The 20232-nt window shown below is 60.8% G+C and carries 20 protein-coding genes; 16 read left to right on the top strand and 4 right to left on the bottom strand.

Annotation, left to right across the window (positions count from 1 at the left end; translation table 11 throughout):
* The first annotated feature begins 11 nt into the window (after positions 1-11).
* The 7 genes from gtdA to ACQK2G_RS08125 all read left to right on the top strand — a co-directional run bounded on the left by gtdA (position 12) and on the right by ACQK2G_RS08125 (position 6767).
* Positions 12-1055, top strand: a complete 1044-nt coding sequence (gene gtdA, locus ACQK2G_RS08155) for a gentisate 1,2-dioxygenase (RefSeq protein ID WP_425404531.1) — start codon at positions 12-14, stop codon at positions 1053-1055.
* A gap of 62 nt (positions 1056-1117) precedes the next feature.
* Positions 1118-1819: a fumarylacetoacetate hydrolase family protein gene (locus tag ACQK2G_RS08150; RefSeq protein ID WP_425404530.1), complete on the top strand. Its 702-nt coding sequence runs from the start codon at positions 1118-1120 to the stop codon at positions 1817-1819.
* A 244-nt stretch (positions 1820-2063) separates the two neighbouring features.
* The gene (locus ACQK2G_RS08145; protein WP_425404529.1) at positions 2064-3245 is read left to right on the top strand and encodes an ABC transporter substrate-binding protein; all 1182 of its coding nucleotides are present in this window, start codon (positions 2064-2066) and stop codon (positions 3243-3245) included.
* A gap of 155 nt (positions 3246-3400) precedes the next feature.
* Complete coding sequence (locus ACQK2G_RS08140; RefSeq protein ID WP_425404528.1) at positions 3401-4324, top strand: branched-chain amino acid ABC transporter permease; 924 nt, start codon at positions 3401-3403, stop codon at positions 4322-4324.
* Between the two features lie 13 nt (positions 4325-4337).
* Positions 4338-5318, top strand: coding sequence for a branched-chain amino acid ABC transporter permease (locus ACQK2G_RS08135; protein WP_425404527.1), 981 nt, complete (start codon positions 4338-4340; stop codon positions 5316-5318).
* Complete coding sequence (locus tag ACQK2G_RS08130) at positions 5318-6064, top strand: ABC transporter ATP-binding protein (RefSeq protein WP_425404526.1); 747 nt, start codon at positions 5318-5320, stop codon at positions 6062-6064. The genes ACQK2G_RS08135 and ACQK2G_RS08130 overlap by 1 nt, the downstream gene beginning before the upstream one ends.
* Before the next feature lies 1 nt (position 6065).
* Positions 6066-6767 (top strand): ABC transporter ATP-binding protein, encoded by a 702-nt coding sequence (locus ACQK2G_RS08125; protein WP_425404525.1) that lies wholly within the window; start codon positions 6066-6068, stop codon positions 6765-6767.
* A gap of 23 nt (positions 6768-6790) precedes the next feature.
* On the opposite strand, the gene ACQK2G_RS08120 is transcribed toward ACQK2G_RS08125, so the two are convergent.
* Positions 6791-7357, bottom strand: coding sequence for a histidine phosphatase family protein (locus ACQK2G_RS08120; protein WP_425404524.1), 567 nt, complete (start codon positions 7355-7357; stop codon positions 6791-6793).
* A gap of 91 nt (positions 7358-7448) precedes the next feature.
* On the bottom strand, positions 7449-9335 hold the full coding sequence (locus ACQK2G_RS08115) for a DNA/RNA non-specific endonuclease (protein WP_425404523.1): 1887 nt from the start codon (positions 9333-9335) through the stop codon (positions 7449-7451).
* Between the two features lie 244 nt (positions 9336-9579).
* Here ACQK2G_RS08115 and ACQK2G_RS08110 point away from each other — a divergent pair, with 244 nt between their 5' ends.
* Positions 9580-10428 (top strand): phytanoyl-CoA dioxygenase family protein, encoded by an 849-nt coding sequence (locus ACQK2G_RS08110; RefSeq protein WP_425404522.1) that lies wholly within the window; start codon positions 9580-9582, stop codon positions 10426-10428.
* Between the two features lie 309 nt (positions 10429-10737).
* Positions 10738-11658, top strand: coding sequence for an NAD(P)-dependent oxidoreductase (locus ACQK2G_RS08105; protein WP_425404521.1), 921 nt, complete (start codon positions 10738-10740; stop codon positions 11656-11658).
* A gap of 4 nt (positions 11659-11662) precedes the next feature.
* Here the strand turns inward: ACQK2G_RS08105 and ACQK2G_RS08100 are convergent, their stop codons facing one another.
* Both ACQK2G_RS08100 and ACQK2G_RS08095 read right to left on the bottom strand, forming a co-directional pair.
* The gene (locus tag ACQK2G_RS08100; RefSeq protein WP_425404520.1) at positions 11663-12412 is read right to left on the bottom strand and encodes an SDR family NAD(P)-dependent oxidoreductase; all 750 of its coding nucleotides are present in this window, start codon (positions 12410-12412) and stop codon (positions 11663-11665) included.
* 39 nt (positions 12413-12451) lie between these two features.
* Positions 12452-13759, bottom strand: coding sequence for a hypothetical protein (locus tag ACQK2G_RS08095; RefSeq protein WP_425404519.1), 1308 nt, complete (start codon positions 13757-13759; stop codon positions 12452-12454).
* 292 nt (positions 13760-14051) lie between these two features.
* Between ACQK2G_RS08095 and ACQK2G_RS08090 the strand changes: the two genes are divergently transcribed.
* From ACQK2G_RS08090 to ACQK2G_RS08060, 7 genes are all read left to right on the top strand, one after another.
* A complete protein-coding gene (locus tag ACQK2G_RS08090; protein WP_425404518.1) occupies positions 14052-14504 on the top strand; it encodes an acyl-CoA thioesterase in 453 nt (150 codons plus the stop codon).
* A 13-nt stretch (positions 14505-14517) separates the two neighbouring features.
* Entirely contained in the window at positions 14518-15309 is a 792-nt protein-coding gene (locus ACQK2G_RS08085) for a succinate dehydrogenase/fumarate reductase iron-sulfur subunit (RefSeq protein WP_425404517.1), read from the top strand.
* 185 nt (positions 15310-15494) lie between these two features.
* Positions 15495-17111, top strand: coding sequence for a phosphoethanolamine transferase (locus ACQK2G_RS08080; RefSeq protein ID WP_425404516.1), 1617 nt, complete (start codon positions 15495-15497; stop codon positions 17109-17111).
* Positions 17098-17796 (top strand): phosphatase PAP2 family protein, encoded by a 699-nt coding sequence (locus tag ACQK2G_RS08075; protein WP_425404515.1) that lies wholly within the window; start codon positions 17098-17100, stop codon positions 17794-17796. Before ACQK2G_RS08080 ends, ACQK2G_RS08075 begins: the two co-directional genes overlap by 14 nt.
* A complete protein-coding gene (locus ACQK2G_RS08070) occupies positions 17793-18119 on the top strand; it encodes a hypothetical protein (protein ID WP_425404514.1) in 327 nt (108 codons plus the stop codon). The genes ACQK2G_RS08075 and ACQK2G_RS08070 overlap by 4 nt, the downstream gene beginning before the upstream one ends.
* A 10-nt stretch (positions 18120-18129) precedes the next feature.
* Positions 18130-18474 (top strand): hypothetical protein, encoded by a 345-nt coding sequence (locus tag ACQK2G_RS08065; protein WP_425404513.1) that lies wholly within the window; start codon positions 18130-18132, stop codon positions 18472-18474.
* Between the two features lie 9 nt (positions 18475-18483).
* Positions 18484-20232, top strand: a complete 1749-nt coding sequence (locus ACQK2G_RS08060; RefSeq protein WP_425404512.1) for an L-aspartate oxidase — start codon at positions 18484-18486, stop codon at positions 20230-20232.

Here is a 20232-nt window from a genome sequence, read left to right as displayed (position 1 = left end):
GACGCACAGGGATGAGTACGGAAAAAGCGATACCGGCGGACCGCAAGGCCTTCTATGACGAGATCCGTCCGCACAACATGGCGCCGTTATGGGAGGTTCTTCACGCCCTTGTCGCCAAGGAACCGGACACACCGGTTCAGACTGTGCGTTGGCGCTACGATGAGGTCCGCCCCTATGTCATGGCGTCCGCCGACCTGATCACGGCCAAGGAAGCCGAACGACGGGTGCTGATCTTGGAAAATCCCGGTCTCCCCGGACAATCGGCCGTGACCCAGTCGCTCTATGCCGGGCTGCAGCTGATCATGCCGGGGGAGATCGCCCCGTGCCACCGCCACACGCAATGCGCCCTTCGCTTCGTCATGGAGGGCGACGGTGCCTATACGGCCGTGGACGGCGAACGCGCGATCATGAAGGAATGGGATTTGATCCTGACGCCGAGTTGGCAATGGCACGACCACGGCAACCAAAGCGACGGCCCCATGGTCTGGCTGGATGGGCTGGACATCCCGACGATCCGTTTCTTCGATGCCAGTTTCGCCCAACAGGGGAATGACGAGTATCAGTTGGACCGCCGCCCGCCGGGCGACAGCCGCATCCGTTACGGGTCCAACATGCTGCCCGTCGGATACGAAGCGCCGGCGAAATCCTCCCCCGTTTTCCATTATCCCTATGCGGAGTACCGCGAGGCGCTGGAGAAGATGCGCGACGGTACGGAATGGGACCCGAATTTGGGGCTGAAGCTGCAGTTCATCAATCCTGCCGACGGTGGACCGGTCATGCCGACAATCGCCGCCTTTGTTCAAATGCTGCCGAAAGGCTTCAAAACGGCGGGATACCGGGCAACGGATTCGATGGTGGCAACCGTCGTCGAAGGAACGGGCAAGGTTTCCATCGGCGACATCACCTACGATCTGAAACCGAGGGATATCTTTGTCATCCCCAGTTGGCATCGACATGAATTCGAAGCCCAGGACGACCTGATCTTGTTTGTGTATTCCGACAAGGGCATGCAAGAGAAACTCGGTATCTGGAACGAACAGCGGGATGCATCCTGAGACTCCTCTGGACTTCCGTTGGCCTGCCAAACAATATCACGACGCAAATGAGGAAACCGCATATGCAATTCTGTTTCGACCCGCCCGCCACGACTGCCGTCCCGATCCGCGGGACCGATGAATACTTCCCTGTCGGGGAAATCTACTGCGTCGGGCGCAACTACTGGGAACACCGTAAGGAAATGGGTTTCGGCGAAGACCGCGACCCGCCGTTCTTCTTCAAGAAGGGCCGCTATTGCATCGTCAACTGCCCGGACGGCGAAACCGTGCCTTTGCCCTATCCGCCGCAAACCAGCAATTTCCATCATGAGATCGAACTGGTCGTGGCCATCGGCAAGGAAGGGTTCGAAATTCCGCAGGAAGAGACTTCCAGCTACATCTATGGCTATGCGGTCGGCCTCGACATGACGCGGCGTGACCTGCAGATCAAGATGCGCGAAAAGGGCCGCCCCTGGGACAACGGCAAGAATTTCCAGTACGGCGCGCCGATCGGCGCGATCACCAAGGCCGATGGCGGCCCGGCGATGAACAAGGGCCGCATCTGGGTATCGGTCAACGACGAAATGCGGCAGGACGCCGACCTTGCCGAAATGATCTGGAACGTCGAGGAGACGATCGCGGATCTTTCCAAGTATCACCGCCTGTATCCCGGCGATCTGATCTACACGGGAACCCCGGCCGGCGTCGGTCCCGTGGTATCGGGCAACACCCTGAAAGGCGGTGTCGACGGTCTGGGGGAAATCTCGGTCCGCTATACGGATTGAGGCGCATGAGCGGCGCGAAAATCCGGCGTTTTCTAATGTAAAGGCTCGGCAAAGGGAAAGCTTCACATAGAAATATTTTACATATAAAGTTTCTATGAATCGCGGGCTGGAAGTACCGGCTTGAATGCGCCATTCTGGCCCGCGAAGAAGCGTTCCTAAGAGCCGAGAATAAGACGGCCGCCAAGGTCGCTGGAACAGGGTCTTTAACTTAACAGATTGCGCTCTGGCATCTGGGAGAAAACTTATGAAGAAGAGTTTTATTAGCGCGGCTTTGGCTGCGACGATGATGGCAACGCCTGTCCTGGCGGACAGCGTTAAGATCGGTTTCGTCACGACGTTGACAACGCCGGCCGCCGTGATCGGTAACGACATGAAAAACGCCGCCGAGCTCGCCGTCGAACATATGGGCGGCAAAATGGGTAACCTCGACGTCGAGGTCATCTTCGAGGATGACGGGTTCAAGCCGGAAATCGGCAAGCAAAAAGCCGAAAAACTGGTGAAGCAGGATGAAGTGAACTTCGTCACCGGCTTCATCTGGAGCCACGTCCTCTTGGCCTCGTCCCGTGCCGTACTGGACGCCGACACATTCCTGATCTCGGCCAATGCGGGCCCGTCCCAGCTGGCCGGAAAGCGTTGCGACAAGAACTTCTTCTCCGTCTCCTGGCAGAACGATCAGACGCCGATGGCGCTGGGCGAAGTGCTGAACCAGAACGGCGTGAAGTCGGTCTACATCATGGCCCCGAACTATGCCGCCGGTAAGGACATGGCCGCCGGGGTGGAACGCACCTTCAGGGGCGAGATCAAGGGCAAGGACCTGACCAAGTGGGGTAAGGACGCGCAGCTCGATTTCTCCGCGGAACTGGCGAAGGCCAAGGCCTCCGGCGCGGAAGCGATCTGGGTCTTCTATCCGGGTAAGGCGGGCGGCGCCTTCATCAAGCAGTTCGAACAGGCGGGCCTGGGCGAAAGCATGAAGCTCTACACCGTGTTCACCGTCGACGCGCTGTCGCTGCCGCGGCTACAGGAAGGCGGGCTGACGGGTGTTCTCGGCTCATTCGCCACGCAGACCTGGTCGCCCGACCTGGACACGCCGGAAAACAAAAAGTTCGTCGCCGACTATAAGGCGAAGCACGGCGAATACCCGTCCTTCTACGGCGCCCAGTCCTATGACGCGATGTTCTTCATCAAGCAGGCTGTCGAGAAAGTCGGCGGCAACCTCGCGGACAAGGACGCGCTGCGCAAGGCCATGGAGGAAGTCACCTACCTGCCGACCCGCGGTAACATCAAGATCGGCAACAACCACTTCCCGATCTCGAACCTGTATCTGCGCGAAACCGTCGCCGATGCGGATGGCAAGTGGACGACCAAGATCGTCTCCACCGTCTATGACATGCACCAGGATGTCTACGCGTCCGAATGCAAGATGTAGTCGGTCAACGACCGTGATAGAAGGCGGCGGCGGCCTCACCGCCCCGCCGCTTTCCTTGACGGTCGCGCCGGACGGTCGCCCCAGATGGTCGACATCGACGCCCCGCCCGCCGACCCCCGCCCTTCCCGAAGAACGAGCCTGTATTTGAGCCCGAAATGGACGCATCCCTAGTCATCATCCAATTACTGAACGGCATGCAGCTCGGCGTGCTGCTCTTCCTGGTCTGCGCGGGCCTGACGCTCGTGTTCGGGATCATGGACTTCATCAACCTGGCCCACGGTGCCTTCTACATGATCGGCGCCTATGTCTGCGGCACGATCACGGCGCTTACCGGCAACTTCGTAATCGGCGTGATCCTGGGCATCCCGCTCACCCTGGCGGTGGGTTATCTGACCGAATTGAGTGTGGTGCGCCGGCTTTATCAGCGCGATCACCTGGACCATGTGCTGGCGACCTTCGGCTTGATCCTGATTTTCGATACCGGCGTGCATCTGATCTGGGGCGCCGGCGGCATGGCGATCCCGCTGCCCGAATGGCTCGACAGTCAGATCCGCCCGACCGACGATATCGTCATCCCGACCTACCGGGTGATGATCATCCTGGTCGGCCTGGCCGTGGCCGCCGGTCTTTACTACGTGGTCACGAAAACGCGGGTCGGCATGCTGATCCGCGCCGGCGCCTCCAACCGCACGATGGTCGAGGCACTGGGCGTGGACATCAAGAAGCTGTTCACGCTGGTTTTCGCGGCGGGTGCCGCCATCGCCGGACTGGCCGGCATGATGATTTCCCCGATCACGGAAGCCAGTATCGGCATGGGGAACGAGATCATCATCGTCGCCTTCGTCGTGATCATCATCGGCGGTATCGGGTCCATCAAGGGCGCCTTCGTCGGTGCGCTGATCGTGGGCCTGATCGACACGCTGGGACGGTCCTATCTGGACCAGTTCCTGAAGCTGTTCATGGGCGCCGAAAATGCGGAAACGGCGGCCCCCGCCATCTCCGCCATGCTCGTCTATATCCTGATGGCGATCGTTCTGGCCGTGCGTCCGCAAGGCCTGTTCCCGCCGAAAGTTCGATAACGGTCCAGCCATCATGTCATCTTCCCGCAAATCCATTTTCTCCGCGCCGCGCTGGCTTCAGATCGGCATCGTCGTCATGGCCCTGCTCGCGATTGCCCCGCCTGTCATCGAGCTGCTGGACCAGGCCTTCTGGCTGGACGTCTTCACCCGCATGCTGATTCTGGCAATCGCCGCGGCCAGCCTTAACCTGATCCTGGGCTTCGGCGGCATGGTCAGTTTCGGCCATGCGGCCTTTCTGGGGATCGGCGCGTATAGCGTCGGCATACCGGCCTATTACGACGAATATGGCGGTTTCCTGCATATAGCCCTGGCGGTCCTCTTCTCCGCGCTCTACGCGCTGGTGACCGGGGCGATCAGCCTGCGCACCAAGGGCGTTCACTTCATCATGATCACCATGGCGTTCGGGCAGATGATGTTCTACGGCTTCGTCTCGCTGGAGGAATACGGCGGCGACGACGGTCTGATCATCTATGAACGCAGCGATTTCAACGGCCTCGTCGATCTGTATGACGACACCAGTTTCTACTACATTTGCCTGGCGTCGCTGGCCGTCGTGCTGTTCATCGTCTACCGGCTGACCAATTCGCGCTTCGGCATGGTCGTCAAAGGCTCCAAGTCGAACGAACGCCGCATGGGTGCCCTGGGCTATCCGACCTATCGGTACCGGCTGACCGCCTATGTCATCTCCGGTGCGATCTGCGGCTATGCCGGCGCGCTGCTGGGCAACTTCACCGAATTCATCAGCCCCGAGATGATGGACTGGACCCGGTCCGGGGAACTGATCTTCATGGTCGTCCTTGGCGGCACGGCCACCATCTTCGGCCCGGTTTACGGTGTTCTCGCCTTCCTTGTGATCGAGGAAATCCTGTCGGCCATCACGACCTATTGGCATCTGATCTTCGGCCTGCTGCTGGTCCTGGTGGTCCTCTTCGTCCGAGGTGGAATCGCGGGCCTGCTGCGGACCTGGTTCTCCAAGAAGAAGGAGGCGGTGTGATGGCCTTGATGGAAGTCCGCGACCTCAACAAGAGCTTTGGCGGCGTGCACGCCACCTCTCATGTCAGCCTCGACGTCACCGAGGGCGAACTGCACGCCATCATCGGACCCAACGGCGCAGGCAAGACGACTCTGATCTCTCAACTGTCCGGTGAGATGCTGCCGGATTCCGGGGAAATCCTTTTCGCCGGCCGAAACATCACCCGACAGCCGATGCATGCGCGGTCGCATATGGGCCTCGCGCGGTCTTTTCAGATCACGAGCGTATTCCAGGACATGACCTTGCTGGAAAACGTGGCGCTGGCGATCCAGGCTCATCAGGGACACTCGTTCCGGTTCTGGGGCGCGGCCGCCAAGGACAAGTCACTGACCGAACCGGCAATGGAATATCTGGCGAAAGTGGGATTGGACGACAAAGCCACCCGCATCGCCAATGCCGTCAGCCATGGCGAACACCGGCAATTGGAAATCGCCATGGCGCTCGCCACCGATCCGAAGCTGCTGCTGCTGGACGAACCGATGGCGGGGATGGGTCCGGAAGAATCCAGCCGCATGGTCGAGATCCTCGGGAAGCTGAAGGGCGCCAAGACCATGCTTCTGATCGAACACGACATGGACGCGGTCTTTGCCTTGGCGGACCGGATTTCAGTCCTGGTCTATGGCGCCATCATCGCGACCGATACGCCGGATGCGATCCGGTCAAACGAAGAGGTCAAACGCGCCTATCTTGGTGAGGAGGCCGCCTGACATGCTGCGCGTCGAAGCATTGGAAACCTATTACGGCGCCAGCCAGGCCCTCTTCGGCATGGCGCTGGAAGTAAAATCCGGTGAAGTCGTCACCCTGATCGGCCGAAACGGCATGGGCAAGACGACGACCGTGCATTCCATCATGGGCATCACCAAGCCGGCCGGCGGCAGGGTTGAATTCGATGGGCAGGACATGACCGGCCATCCGTCCTATGCCATGGCGCAGGCCGGACTGGGCCTTGTGCCAGAAGGCCGCCAGGTCTTCCCGAATCTGACCGTGACGGAAAATCTGGTAGCCACATCCGCAAACCGACAGGGCCGCAGCGATCCCTGGACGCTGGACGCCATTTTCGATTTCTTCCCCTCGCTGAAGGAACGCCGCAACGGCATGGCGAACCTGCTTTCCGGTGGTGAACAGCAAATGCTGGCCATCGGCCGCGCGCTGATGACCAATCCGAAACTGCTGATCCTGGACGAAGCGACCGAGGGCCTCGCGCCGCTGATCCGGCAGGATATCTGGAACGTCTTGGAGCGTTTGAAAAACGCCGGCCAGTCGATCCTTGTGATCGACAAGAACATCGCCGATCTGGCCCGTATAGCGGACCGCCACTACATCGTCGAAAAAGGCGCGGTGGTATGGAGCGGCGATTCCAAGAGCCTGATGGGTGACGCCACGCTCACCGAACGCTATCTGGGGGTTTGATCGTCGACCCTGCCAGCTATGAGCTACGGCGCGGGGATAGAGCCGATCACCTCCGGCTCCCGCGTTCCGTTCAGTTTCAGAACCCAGCCTTCGCCTGAGGAGACACCGCGACCCGTGATCGCGGTGATCGTCACCTGATGTGTGACCATCACGACAACAGGACCGTCGGTCGGGAGCGACGCAAATTCGTTTCGCAGTGCATCCAGGTTCTTCTCACGGTCCTGCCGCAGTTCAAAGAATGAATTCAGCGGCCAGAACGGTTCGACCTCACCCACCTGCATCAATTCCGCCGTTTCCAGGCAGCGGCACCATTGGCTGGAGAGAATACGGCTCGGCACGATGCCGCCCGCCCGCAAACGATCCCCCCATTCACGGGACTGGTCGCGGCCGCGGCCATTCAGGTTACGTTGCGTCTCGCAGCGATCGACATCGAAATTTGCCGGATCGCCCGTGCCCGGCGCATAGGCATGCCGAAGCATCAACACGAGCCCCTGCCCCTTCAGCAGGTCGAGTTCCTGTGCAACGGCCGCGGAAGGCGCGGCAAGCAGAACGGCAATCGTCACAAAGGCAGTCGATACGAAACGCAACATGGCCCTGGCCTCCTGTTCCATGCCTGTATTCGCATGAAACCGGCATCCGGATCACTGCCGCCCCGTTCGCAACGTCGAAACCTTGATCCGCCTATAACCGAATATCGCTCGCGGTCAGGATCTCAACCATCCTCTGTTCGGGCGGCGCCATTTCCTCGAGATCGCGTAACGGCGTCGCCAATTCCGGATTGGTCTTGGTATCCGCGTCATACAAGTCTTCGAAACCGAGCCCGGTCATCACGTTCAACTCCGGCAGGGACAACTGAAAGAGATGGAATTCACTGAGATCGAAGGCTTCGAGCCGATTCAACAGATCGCTTTGCGACAGCACGAAAGCACCGCAGCGCAGTTTTCCGTCCGTGCCGAGATAGGCGATCACCTTCCAGAACGCGTTCGGGATCTGCACGCCGCGATACTCTATGTCGTCGTCTCGCAGGACCGGACCTCCGATCACTGAGATTCTGAGGTCCTGCACATCCGCCTGCTCGAAGACGAGATTCTCCAACTTTCCCCATAGCCCGCCATAGGAAGACCGGTTGAAGCGTTCATGCTGGGGGGCAATGTTGGTGAAATAGTACGAATCCTCATTCGCCTGCTTCGCCTCCGGAACCGGGCCCCAACACAATTCCGCCCGACGGGCCACATGCCCGCGATCCACCGGGTTGCTCGCATACAGCGCTTCGCCGATCTGGTAGCGCTCGTCGATACGGGGATCCAACTTGAAGGATTTGCTGCCCAGGATCACCCGGCGCGTCCCGTCGATGTTCCAGGCCGCGTAGCGCGCCATGCGTCGGCTCTTGCTCAGGCAGACGGAAAAATGCGTATAGGGAATGACGCGCCTGCCGTCGAAATCCAGCGCGTCCTTCCGATGCGCCCGGGACAAGACCGGCTCCGGCACGGGAATTCCCAGGAACTGTGGGTCATAACCGGTCCGGGCCACGGCCGTTTCCATCGCCGGATGAACCGCCGCCGCCGATACCGGCGGGTCCAGCACGAAATCGAGCTTTTTCTGGACCGATAGCGGGTAACAGGCCAATGCATGCTCATCGGCGTCGCCCACTTCCCCCGCGAAATGCAGACCCGCGAAGATGTCGGTCGGCTTGTCGCCGTCATGGATCAACCAGGCGGAGCCTGAATCCCCACCCATGCTGATCTCTCCGTTTCCCGGAAGATGATCCGGATCGGGCCCGATTTCGAAGCAACCGATCGCCTGCCGGCCCGTTTGACCGCCGTAGTCGATCTGCACCATGACGTCGATACGACGCACGATCCCCCGGGTCACAGCTGTCGTCCGGCCCGACTTGATGACCGCATCCCCCAGGGCGACCCGCGCCATGCGGGACGGCGTGGTCCCGATCTCAAGCACCTCGCGTTCGAAATCCCGGTGCAGGATGCGCGCCAGCGCGCAATCGCCGGCCGCGCCGAGATGGCTACGCACCAAGATACCGGCTGTGTTCTGGCTGGTATTGTCGTCGTCGTAAGGGCCGGGCTGCACGACAATGTCGCCTATGCGGCCCCGGTTGCCATTCAACACATGCCAATTTGACAGGATGCATGGCGTTCCGGTGGCCCGGTCAAAAACCACGAGGCCCAGCGTGCCGGCGGTGCCCAATCGATGCGACACGCTGATGCCGGGTACCATCGGGTCGGCGCGACGCCGCCTTTCATTCAGTTGTTCCGCCTCCACCAATTTGTAGGAAGGCTTGAAGGACCGTTCCAGCACATCGGTCGGGAAACTCCTGCCGTCGATCTCTATGCTTTCCGGAATACGGCGGGAGCCCAGGGTTTCAATCGCGGACTCGCCCTTCTCCCCGACGGTGAACTGCAGGCAGATATCGCCATCGCCGTTCTTGCGTCCGATCCCGACGGAAGTAATGTTCGGGTCGCGCAGGAAATCCTCCGCGCGGGCCCGCACAAAAGCCCTCAGCGCCTTCTCGTCTTTGGCGCTGAGTTTCTTGCTGCTTTTCTTTTCAGCCATCTCCCTGTCCTCTCGCTGGTGACGCCAACTTCTTGAGTTGGCGCGACAGCCTACCATACTACCTATGGTCTATGACAGTTTGCCGCCGACAAGGTCTCGGCATTGGCGCAGCTCACCCTGCCCTATTTTCCAAGCATGCAACGCACCTATGCCCTGCGGCCAAATCAAATCGCCCTGTATTTTCGGTGGAATTCTGGCATTGTCAGACAACTGCTCCAATAAGATCGGCGAGAGGAAAACGACCATGCAAGTGTCCGAATTCAAAGGCGACGATTATTGGCGCGACGGATACGCCTTTCCGATCGACGTGCTGACTGCCGCCGAAGCGCAGGCCGTCCGAAAAGAGGTTGAAGCGTTCGAGGCTTCCCCGCCGGAAGGCCTCACCCGTCCCCTGGCGAAATACCTTCGTACCAATGCCCATATCGTATTGCCGACCGTCGCCCGGATGGCCCGTCACCCCCAGGTGATCGACGCGGTCAAGAAAGTCCTGGGACCGGATCTGCTGTGTTGGGGCGCTGAGTTCTTCACCAAGGAAGCGCACACGAACAAGGTGGTCACCTGGCATCAGGATCTGACCTATTGGGGCCTGGGTTACGGAGACCAGGAAGTGACCGCCTGGATCGCGTTATCCCCCGCGACGGTCGAGTCCGGTTGCATGAAATTCGTCGCCGGTTCCCACAAGAACGAGATCCAACCGCATGTCGACACGTTCGATGAGAACAACCTGCTGTCCCGCGGTCAGGAGATGGCGGTGAAAGTGAATGAAGAGGATGAAGTTCCCGTCATTCTGATGCCCGGCCAGATGTCCCTTCATCACGGCCGCATGTTCCACGCATCCGGACCGAACGTCTCGGACGATCGGCGGATGGGACTGGTCATCCGGTTCATCACGCCGGAAATGAAGCAGCAGAATGCTGGAAGGGACTACGCGATGCCTGTCTGCGGCGCGGATACGCATCGGAATTTCGAATACGTCCCGGACCCGGTCAGCGCGTTTTCCCCGGAATCGGTTGCGCTATACGACGAAGTGATGGCGGAACATGCGAAGATCATGGCCCAAGGATCGGAAAAGAAGATCGCTATTTACAGCTGATTTTTGACCATCCTGACGACCGCCGGCGCACTCTGACCGTTTCTCTTTACACAGATGTATCCGGCTGCATACACTTCGGTCGTTCTCAGGTTTCCGATTCAAGGGTGACGCCGTCCGGCGCCCGCGCGTCAGGGAAAGAAACGTCTGCCGGTGAAGGCAAGTCCATCGTGCTGACGACCGCGATTTTATCGGTCGGCACGGCCGCCCTCCCTCCGGACCACGACAATCCGGACCATCCAATGACGGATACAAGGCCATTCCGCTTCGTCTCCCGCAACCACACAATCAGGCTAGCTTAGGATCTTGCACATGACGAAAACCAACAACGACAAGACGACCATCGGCTTTATCGGACTAGGCGTGATGGGCGAGCCGATGTGCCGCAATCTTGCGCTGCGCCGAAACGATATAGGCAGCCCGCGGGTCCTTGCGTTCGACCTGAACAAGGAACCGTTGAAGCGCCTTGAAAGCGACGGCGTGGAAACCACTGCATCGGTCGCGGCGCTGGTAAACCAATCCGATATGATCCTGATGTCCCTTCCCGGCGGCAAACAGGTCGAAGCAATCTGCAACGACGTGCACGGCATATTCGCCCATGCGAAGTCGGGCGCGGTCGTGATCGATCTCAGCACAACCCCGGTGGATCTGACCCGGGTGCTTTCGGAAAAATTTGCGTCGAAGGATGTCGCGTTCATGGACGCCCCAGTTGCCCGAACCCGCCAGGCGGCGGAACAGGGGACCCTGGCGATCAGCGTGGGCGGCATGGCGGAAACCTTCACACGGATCGAACCCATCCTGCGCTGCTTCGCAACAGACATTACCTATTGCGGTGAATCCGGCGCCGGGCAGATGGTCAAGATCCTGAACAACATGATCCTGTTCCAGACGGTCAACGCCTTGGCCGAGGCCCTGACCGTCGCGCGCAAGGCAGGAATGGACGGCGAGGTTCTGTTCAAGGCGCTGTCGAACGGGTCGGCCGACAGTTTCGCCCTGCGCAATCACGGCATGAAGGCCTTGTTACCCGGGACTTTCCCCGAACAGGCGTTTTCCACCCTCTACGCCACCAAGGACCTTGATTATGCGCTGGACCTCGCAAAAAGCGTCGGCGTTAAGATGACGGGGGCTGAGAATGTCCGCCGCTTGTTCGAAGAGGCCGCCGAGGAAGGCTATGGCGATAACTACTGGCCGGTCATCGTTAAGGTGCTCGAGGGAAAAGCCGCCGGGAACTGACCCCTCAAAACGGTATCGCCTCCCCGTCCCAGGCGAAGAAACCGCCGCTGTCGTCGGCGCCAAGGCGATCCAGGACAGCTAGCATCGAGCGTGCGGAATTCCCCGGCGTGAACAGTTTCCCGTCCGGGACACCGCGCTGGAAAGGATGCGAAAGGGCCGTATCGACCGTCCCGGGATGCAGGCCCACGCAAAGCGCTGTCGGATTCCTGCGGGCAAGTTCAATCGCATAAGTCTTGAGCAATTGGTTCAACGCCGCTTTTGACGCGCGATAACTGTACCAACCGCCCAGCCCATTGTCCGCGATACTGCCGACCCGTGCGGAAATCGCCGCGAATGCAGACTTCCGCTTCCTGTCGAGCAGCGGGAGGAAATGTTTGGCGACCAGCGCCGGGCCCGTCGCGTTGACCGCGAAGACGGCGTTCATCGCCGCGGGATCGATAGACCGCCACGTCTTCTCGGGCTGGATGCCCCGTTCTTCGTCATGCAGCATTCCTGTCGCGACGAAGACCAGATGCAGAGCCTCTCCACCAATCACGGAAGCGGCATCGGCGATGCTGTCCTCCTGTAGGATGTCTAAAGGGGCGGGGCGGATCTTTGCATGCTCGGGGACGTCGCCGGATCGCGACAAAGCATGCACAAGATGCACCGACGGGTCGGACGCCAATGCAAGCGCCATGGCGGCGCCGACCCCGCCGCTTGCGCCGACAACGGCGACCCGAAGATCATTCCCAAAACTTGGCAACAGGCCTGTCATTGTGGCCCGGCCCTCCTGTCCAGCCGTTTGGCCGGACAGTTATTCCGCCCAGGCGGGCGCGATCGTCCGGCGTTTCCCATCCGGTGTACGCGGTACGGTATCATCCAGATCTAAACGGTCCCACAATTTGCAGGTGACCATCTTGTGTTTCTGGTCCAGGCCCTCGCAGTAATTGGTGTATTCGCAGACACGAACCTCGTCGCCGCGCCCCAGCTTCACCTTTCGGAACCAAACCGGGTCGGCGAGCGTCTGGCGGGCTGATCCGATGATGTCCGCCTGGCCTGATTGCAGGATTTCCTCCGCCATCTGGAAACCGTGGATACCGCCGGTGACGATCACAGGCGTTTCGAACCCTGCCTCACGTACCGCATTTCGGATGGCGGCCGTCGGCGCGATGTTTCGACCGAACGGGCCGAAAGCGTCCGAGATATATTGCGGCATGCATTCATAGCCGCTGCGTCCCGTATAGGGATAGGCCGCCTGCCCCACGCCCGGCTGTTTGGCATCGTCGAACTTGCCACCGCGCGATGTGGAGAGAAAGTCCATGCCGGCGCGGGCGAATTCCACCCCGAAATACGCCGCATCCTCCACCGTACCACCGCCTTCGATGCATTCATCCGCCAGGAATCGGCAGCCGACCGGATAGTCCGCCCCAACCGCTTCTCGAACGGCGTGGAAGACTTCCAACGGCAGTCGCACGCGGTTCTCCCGGGGGCCGCCATAGCCGTCTTCCCGCGTGTTCTTGGCGGACAGGAAGGATGCCATGGTATACGCGTGGGCATAATGCAGTTCGACCCCGTCGATCCCGGCCTGCTTCGCCCGCAGGGCCGCATCGGCGAACAATCCGGGCAGCACGGTCGGCAGGTCCGCGATATGCGGCAATTCCATATCCGTCACCCGTTCGCGATAGCCCATGCGTAAAGATTCCCTCGTGCGTTCATCTAGCACCGCGTCGAGTTCCTGGTCCGGCATATCCAGCAGATGGTCGCGGATCTTTTCCTCCGGCCATTCCTCAGCACCGATGCGCGCGCGTAGATCGTCCGAGACGGCGAGGAACCGACGGATGAATTTCTCCTTATCCGGCCGGCGTTTGATCGCCAGAAAATCGATCAATTGGATGAACAGTTTGGTCTGCCCGCCGCTCGCCTTGCGGACCCGGTTCGAAAGTTCGGTCAGCCCGGGTATGAAACGGTCGTGTCCGATGCGCAGCAAGGGGCCCGACGGCACGTCCCGGATACCCGTCGCTTCCAGGACCAATCCGCCGGGTCGGCCTTTCGCCATCGCCTCGTACCAATCCAGGACATCCCGGGTCACTTCCCCCTCTTCCGTCGCCCGCCAGGGCACCATGGCCGGTACCCAGGTCCGTGTCTCCAGGCTAAAACAGCCATGCCGGACAGGTGAGAACAGCAGGGATTCTGACGCTTCCCGCTCATTCGGGGATGGCCCTGGATTTGGCTGGAACTGGATTTTTTCAGGGGGTTTCCACATGGCGCACCATTTATTTTATGTATAAAATATTTATAGGTGAAATTTATTCGCGGCGCAATGCCACGGAATTTGGATGGCGGTATCGCGATGCCTGGCGTTAGACTGGAAAAAACAAGAAAACCCCGTGGATACTGGCCGGTGAGGAATAACAATGAGTAAGACTGAGAGCGGCGGAAATTGGGTCGAGACCTTCAAGGGGGCAGTGCTTGCCGCGGAATACGACCCGGAATCGACCATGAATTCGCGCCTATATATCGAGCGTTTCGACCAGGCGACATGGTTCCTGATGCACGCTATCGGAATCACGCCCCGCTCGATCAAATCCGATGGGCGCCGTATCGCCGTGGTCCGGCAGGTATTTCAATATGTCCGCGAACTGCGCGGCGGGGAATTGGTGCGCATCGAAAGCGGCTTCATCGCCGTCGGCAAGAAGCATTTCCGCTTCCTGCATCGGATGTTCGATGTTGAGACCGGCGATCTTGTGGCGACCAGCGACGTTACCGCCGTTCAGGCCAGCCTGAAGAACGGCAAGACGGTGCCGCTGCCGGATGAGCAAACAAGGAAAGCGTCCACCTACACCATCACCGAAGACACCATCGATTGATCGGCTTCCCATCATGAATTCCACCTCCCTTCCCGCGGCAGCCGTCTCGGCTGCCCCGAAGGATCGCCCCACGGGTGTTTCCGGCGAACAACTGACCGTCCGCGTCGCCCGCGGCAAGGGTGACGACCGCAGGTTCGAGGAATTCCAGGTCCCGTTGCGCGAAAGCCAGACCGTCCTGGACATTGTCACCTGGATTCAGCGGAACGCGGAACCGGCGCTGGCCTATCGCTTCGCCTGCCGGGTCGGGGTCTGCGGATCTTGCGCCATGACGGTGAACGGCCGGCCGAGATGGACCTGCCGCACCCATGTCTCCAAGGTCATGGGCAAGGACGGAACCTTGACGATCGAACCGCTGCGCAACCTGCCTCGGATCAAGGATCTCGTCGTCGACATGGCGCGCTTCTTCGAAAAGTGGCAGGAGGCGGGTGGCCGCTTCGCCGGCAACGAGGACCGGACATCCCCCCTCGCCAGGATCGACCCGCAAAGCGCCGGGCGACGAGCCGTCGACGAGGGCATTGAATGCATCAACTGCGCCGTCTGCTATGCGGCCTGCGATGTGGTGGCCTGGGACGAGGAATATCTTGGCCCCGCCGCACTGAATCGCGCCTGGACCCTGGTGAACGACGAACGCCATGCGGAAAAGCGCGACACAATGCGCAAGGTTTCCCGCAGCAGCGGCTGTCATTCCTGTCACAGTCACGGCAGTTGCGTCGAACACTGTCCCGTCGGGCTGAACCCTACGGCTGGTATCGCCGGGCTGAAACGGCGATCCGTTCTGCAGTTATTGTGGCGAAACGGCGACTGACGGGTCACTGTCCGTTTATTCAATCACCCGGTAAGCCCCGGCCCTGCCTGCGACAAGGTGCATGGTTTCGGGCATGACGCGGCGGGAGTATGCCTGCGTAGGAAAAGAGGCCTTGCTTCATCTTTTTTGTCGCCTGGGCGCCAGAAGCTTAGAAACCGGGGCCGGTATCAGTCTGGACGTAGAATATGCCGATTAGAGTGCCGCAAGTCGGGCATCCGCTCATCATTTTCCTGATCAGTGCCTTCCTGGCCGCAACGGCGAACCTCCGGTTCTTCGAGGAAACCGTCACTGTCTATCCGGTAGCCGAGAACTGGCCCTTTCTGGTTTCGGCCGCCATCGTGCTGACCTGCGCGATTGCCCTTGTCACGGCGCTGTTGTCCCTTCTGTTTCCCATAAGGGCTGTTGGAATCGGTCTTTTCATGGTTGCTGCGGTGGTCGGGCATTTTTCCGACACGCTCGGGATCACCATCGATACGGAAATGATCCGCAACACCCTCTACACGGATGCCGCGGAAGCCAGCGACATGGTGAGCGTGACGTTGGGCCTCCGGATTCTCGTTCTGGGCATCGTGCCGTCTGTCGTTCTCTGGTTCGTCCCGATCAAACCCTGTCCGCTGCGCTGGCGCCAGGCGCGGGTCTTAGCGGCCGCGCTCGGCGCTGTCGCGGTAACGGTCGCGGTAATCCTGCCATTTTCCGATACCTATGCCAGTTACTTCCGCGAGCACAAACCGCTGCGCTATTACACGAACCCCACCTACCCGATCTATTCGGCCGTGAAATTCGCACTCGAGAATGGTGCAGACGTGGCCCAGGATCACACGGTCGAAACGCGCATGCGGGGTGCCGCGCTCCCAGACGGGGACAAGGCACACGACCTGGTCATTCTCGTGGTCGGTGAGACCGCCCGGGCCGACCATTTTGGCCTGAACGGTTATGCCCGCGGCACGACGCCGAATCTGTCCTCCCGGCAGGACCTGGTCTCCTTCAGCAATATGCGGTCCTGCGGCACCTCCACCGCGATCTCGGTGCCCTGCCTGTTCTCGCTCGACCCACGTGAGTCCTTCGATATCGAAAGCGCGCGCTGGACCGAAAATACGGTGGATGTCCTGGCCCGCGCCGGGGTGACGGTCCTGTGGCGGGACAATAATTCCGGACCGCAGGGCGTCGCCGACCGGGTCGGCTACCAGATGTTCACGGCGGCCGACGTCAATCCCATCTGCGATGTCGAATGCCGAGATGAGGGCATGCTCTCCGGGCTGGACGACTATCTGGACACACAAAAGAACGACGTTCTGATCGTCCTGCACCAGAAGGGCAGCCATGGGCCTGCCTACTTCAAGCGATACCCTGAAGCATTCCGCCGCTTCACGCCGGACTGCCGGGATATCGACCTTGGGAAATGCAGCGCCGAAGAAATCGTGAACGCCTATGACAATACGATCCTGTATTCGGACCATTTCCTGGACCGGGTGATTGCTTTGCTGCAGCGGCATCAGGACCGCTATGAACCGACCATGCTGTATGTCAGCGACCATGGTGAGTCTCTGGGCGAATTGGGCATCTTCCTGCACGGCATGCCGTATTTCATGGCGCCCGATGCGCAGACCCATGTGCCCTTCATCGTCTGGGCGGCGGAAACGTCGGATGTCGACCGCGAAAAGCTGGTGGAGATCAAGGACCGACCGGCAACCCATGACGATCTCAGCCGTATTCTGCTGCAGCTGTTTGAAATTGAGATCGGAGACGTCCGTCCGGAACCGGTAAAAGGCGTGATGCCGATGTCCGAACATGCCAGCAACTAGCCGGTCCGTCGTCCTCCTCTCTTTCGCGGCGCTGCTGCTGACCCTTGTCGTATCCGGGTTCACCAATTTGGATTTCTTGGTCCAGGACCGTCTGTTCGATGCGGACACGCAATCCTGGCTTTGGGACAAGGGAGAGCCGGTCGCGCGGCTTTTCCTCTACACTGGTCCGAAAATCGCCCTGGCCGCTCTCGCGGCGGCCTGTCTGATCGCGCTGATGGCTTCCATCCGCTGGGATTGGGCACGACGGCGAAGACGGGGCTTGGCGCTGCTGCTGATATCGTTGATCATCGTGCCGGCGACCATCGGCGCATTGAAGACGGCAACCAATGTCGCATGCCCGGCCCGGTCCGACCGATATGGAGGAAACGTGCCCACCGTAGCCCTGTTCGAGCGCTATCCCGACGGCGAGCGCCCGCAAGAGCGCCAGCGCTGCTTCCCTGCCGGCCATGCCAGCGGCGGATTTGCTCTGTTCGCCCTGGTCTTCCTGTTCGAGGGTCAAGCCGCGCGCCGACGCGCGGTCGCCGCCGCCCTGGTCATCGGCGGCACGATGGCGGCGTACAAGATGGCGATCGGCGACCATTTCTTGAGCCACACCCTGATCACGATGGAAATCGCCGCCCTGATCGTCGCATTGACCGGCATGGCCGCCGATCGGCTTGTCGAGCGCATCGGGCCTCGTCCATGACCGAAGCGCTCCTCTACGCCGCTCAACGTATTACGGCGATGATCCTGGCCCCGCTGGTGTTGGTCCATTTGGGCCTTGTCCTCTATGCGGTCGCGGACGGCCTGACCGCGGACGAGATCCTATCCCGCACACGGGGCAACATGGCCTGGGCCGCGTTCTACGGCCTGTTCGTCCTGACGGCGGCGGTGCATGCGCCGCTCGGCCTGCGGAACATCCTGCGCGAATGGCTGCGGTTGAAGGGCGGGATGATCGACTTCTTGCTGGTCCTGTTTGCCCTGCTGCTGGCGGGGCTTGGCCTGCGGGCCGTTATGGCCGTGATCTAGGGGGATGGGGATGTTGGAGCACGGAAAAGGCAAACATCCGGGGGCATGGGCGGCACTGGGCCATCGGCTCTCGGGGCTGGCACTGGTTCTGTTCCTGCCCTTTCATTTCCTGGTCCTGGGGCTTGCCCTGGAAAACGCCGCGGCGCTGGACGAGTTCCTGAAGTTGGCGGAAATGCCCCTCGTGAAAGTCGCCGAATGGGGGCTGGTCATGCTGCTGGCGCTGCATTTGGGATTCGGCCTGCGTGTGCTCGCCCTTGAATTCCTGCCCTGGCGCGACAGCCGCAAGGGCCTGATCGTCCTCGGCTCGTTGGGCGCGGTCGCCGCCGGTGCCGTCTTCGTCGTGCAAGTCTTATAGGTCACGCCCATGCAGATCGAACGCGACAAAACGGATATCCTCATCATCGGATCGGGCGGCGCTGGGCTCTTCGCCGCGTTGCACGCCCTGAAGGCCGATCCGGACCTGCAGGTGACGGTGGCGGTGAAGGGATTGCTCGGCAAAAGCGGCTGCACGCGCATGGTCCAGGGCGGCTACAACGCGGCGATGGCGGCCGCGGATTCCCTGGAACGCCATTTCATGGATACCATCGTGGGCGGGAAATGGCTGCCCCGCCAGGATCTGGCGTGGCGCCTTGTGGAGGGTGCGGTCGAGCGCATCCATGAATTGGAGAACGAGATCGGTTGCTTCTTCGATCGCAACCCGGACGGTAGCCTGCATCAGAAGGCCTTCGCGGGACAGAGCTTCGACCGCACGGTTCACAAGGGTGACCTGACCGGGATCGAGATCATCAATCGACTTATGGAACAGGTCTGGTCCCGCGGCATCGACCGGCTTGAGGAACACCGCGCCATCGCCCTGATCCCCGCCAAGGACGGGGCCCGGCTTTCCGGCGTTCTTTTCATCGATATGCGGACCGGCATCTACCGCTTCGTGCAGGCCAAGGCCGTATTGCTGGCCGCCGGCGGCGGACCGACGATGTATCTCTATCACACGCCGTCGGGCGACAAGAGCTGTGACGGCATGGCCATGGGGCTCGACCTGGGCCTGCCCTTGCGCGACATGGAGATGGTTCAGTTTCACCCGACCGGCCTGCTGGCGGGGGAAGAGACGCGAATGACCGGTACGGTCCTGGAGGAAGGCCTGCGCGGCGCCGGCGGCTATCTGCTGAACGGCGACGGCGAACGCTTCATGGAGCGGTACGATGCCCGCGGCGAACGGGCGACACGAGACATCGTCAGCCGCGCGATCTATGAAGAAATGAAGAGCGGTCGAACCACGCCCTATGGCGGTGTCTATATCGAGATGAAGCATCTCGGCCCCGAAACCGTCGCCAAGCGGTTCCCGGGCATGGTGACACGCTGCGCCGATTGCGGTTTCGATCTGGCCGGCGGCCGGGTGGAGGTGGTTCCCACCGCCCATTACATGATGGGCGGCATAGAGTTCGAAATCGACGGTTCGACCGCCCTGCCCGCCCTGTTTGCCGCCGGCGAGGATTGCGGCGGCGTCCACGGCGCGAACCGGTTGGGCGGCAATGGTGTCGCCAATTCCACCGTCTATGGCGGGATCGCCGGCGACAGCATGGCCGCCTTCGCTGCCAAGGAAGGATATCTTTGCACACCGGATTCGGAGGCGATCGATCGCGCGATCGAAAAAGCCGAACGCCCCTTCAAAAAGCCGGCCGGCAACCTCAATGGATTGCGGGAACGCCTGTGGAAGACGATGTGGGACGATGTCGGCATCATCCGCACGCAGGATGGCCTGGAACGCGGACGCGACACGGTCGCGGCGCTTGCCGAGGAATTGGAACATATCGGCCTGCCGGACACCGACCGCGCCTTCAATTTGACCTGGCACGACTGGCTGAACCTCGACTCGCTTTTCAAGATCTCAAGCGTGATCGCGGAAGCTTCGCTGGCCCGGAACGACTCGCGCGGCGCGCATTATCGTGAAGACTTCCCCGATACCGGGGATTTGGAAACCACCGCCTTCACCCGTATCCTCGCCAAGGAAGGTGCCCTGTCGGTTGATATGGTACCTGTCGACTTCTCAATCGTGCGTCCCGGCGAGTCGTTGATCGACGACGAGGCGGGCGCGCCACCAACCGCGGCGGAATAG

The organism is Hwanghaeella sp., assembly GCF_965227365.1.
GTDB lineage: Bacteria > Pseudomonadota > Alphaproteobacteria > UBA8366 > Aestuariispiraceae > Hwanghaeella.
The sequence above is the reverse complement of the archived record's forward strand: the minus strand, read 5'-3'. Positions and strand labels throughout refer to the sequence as shown.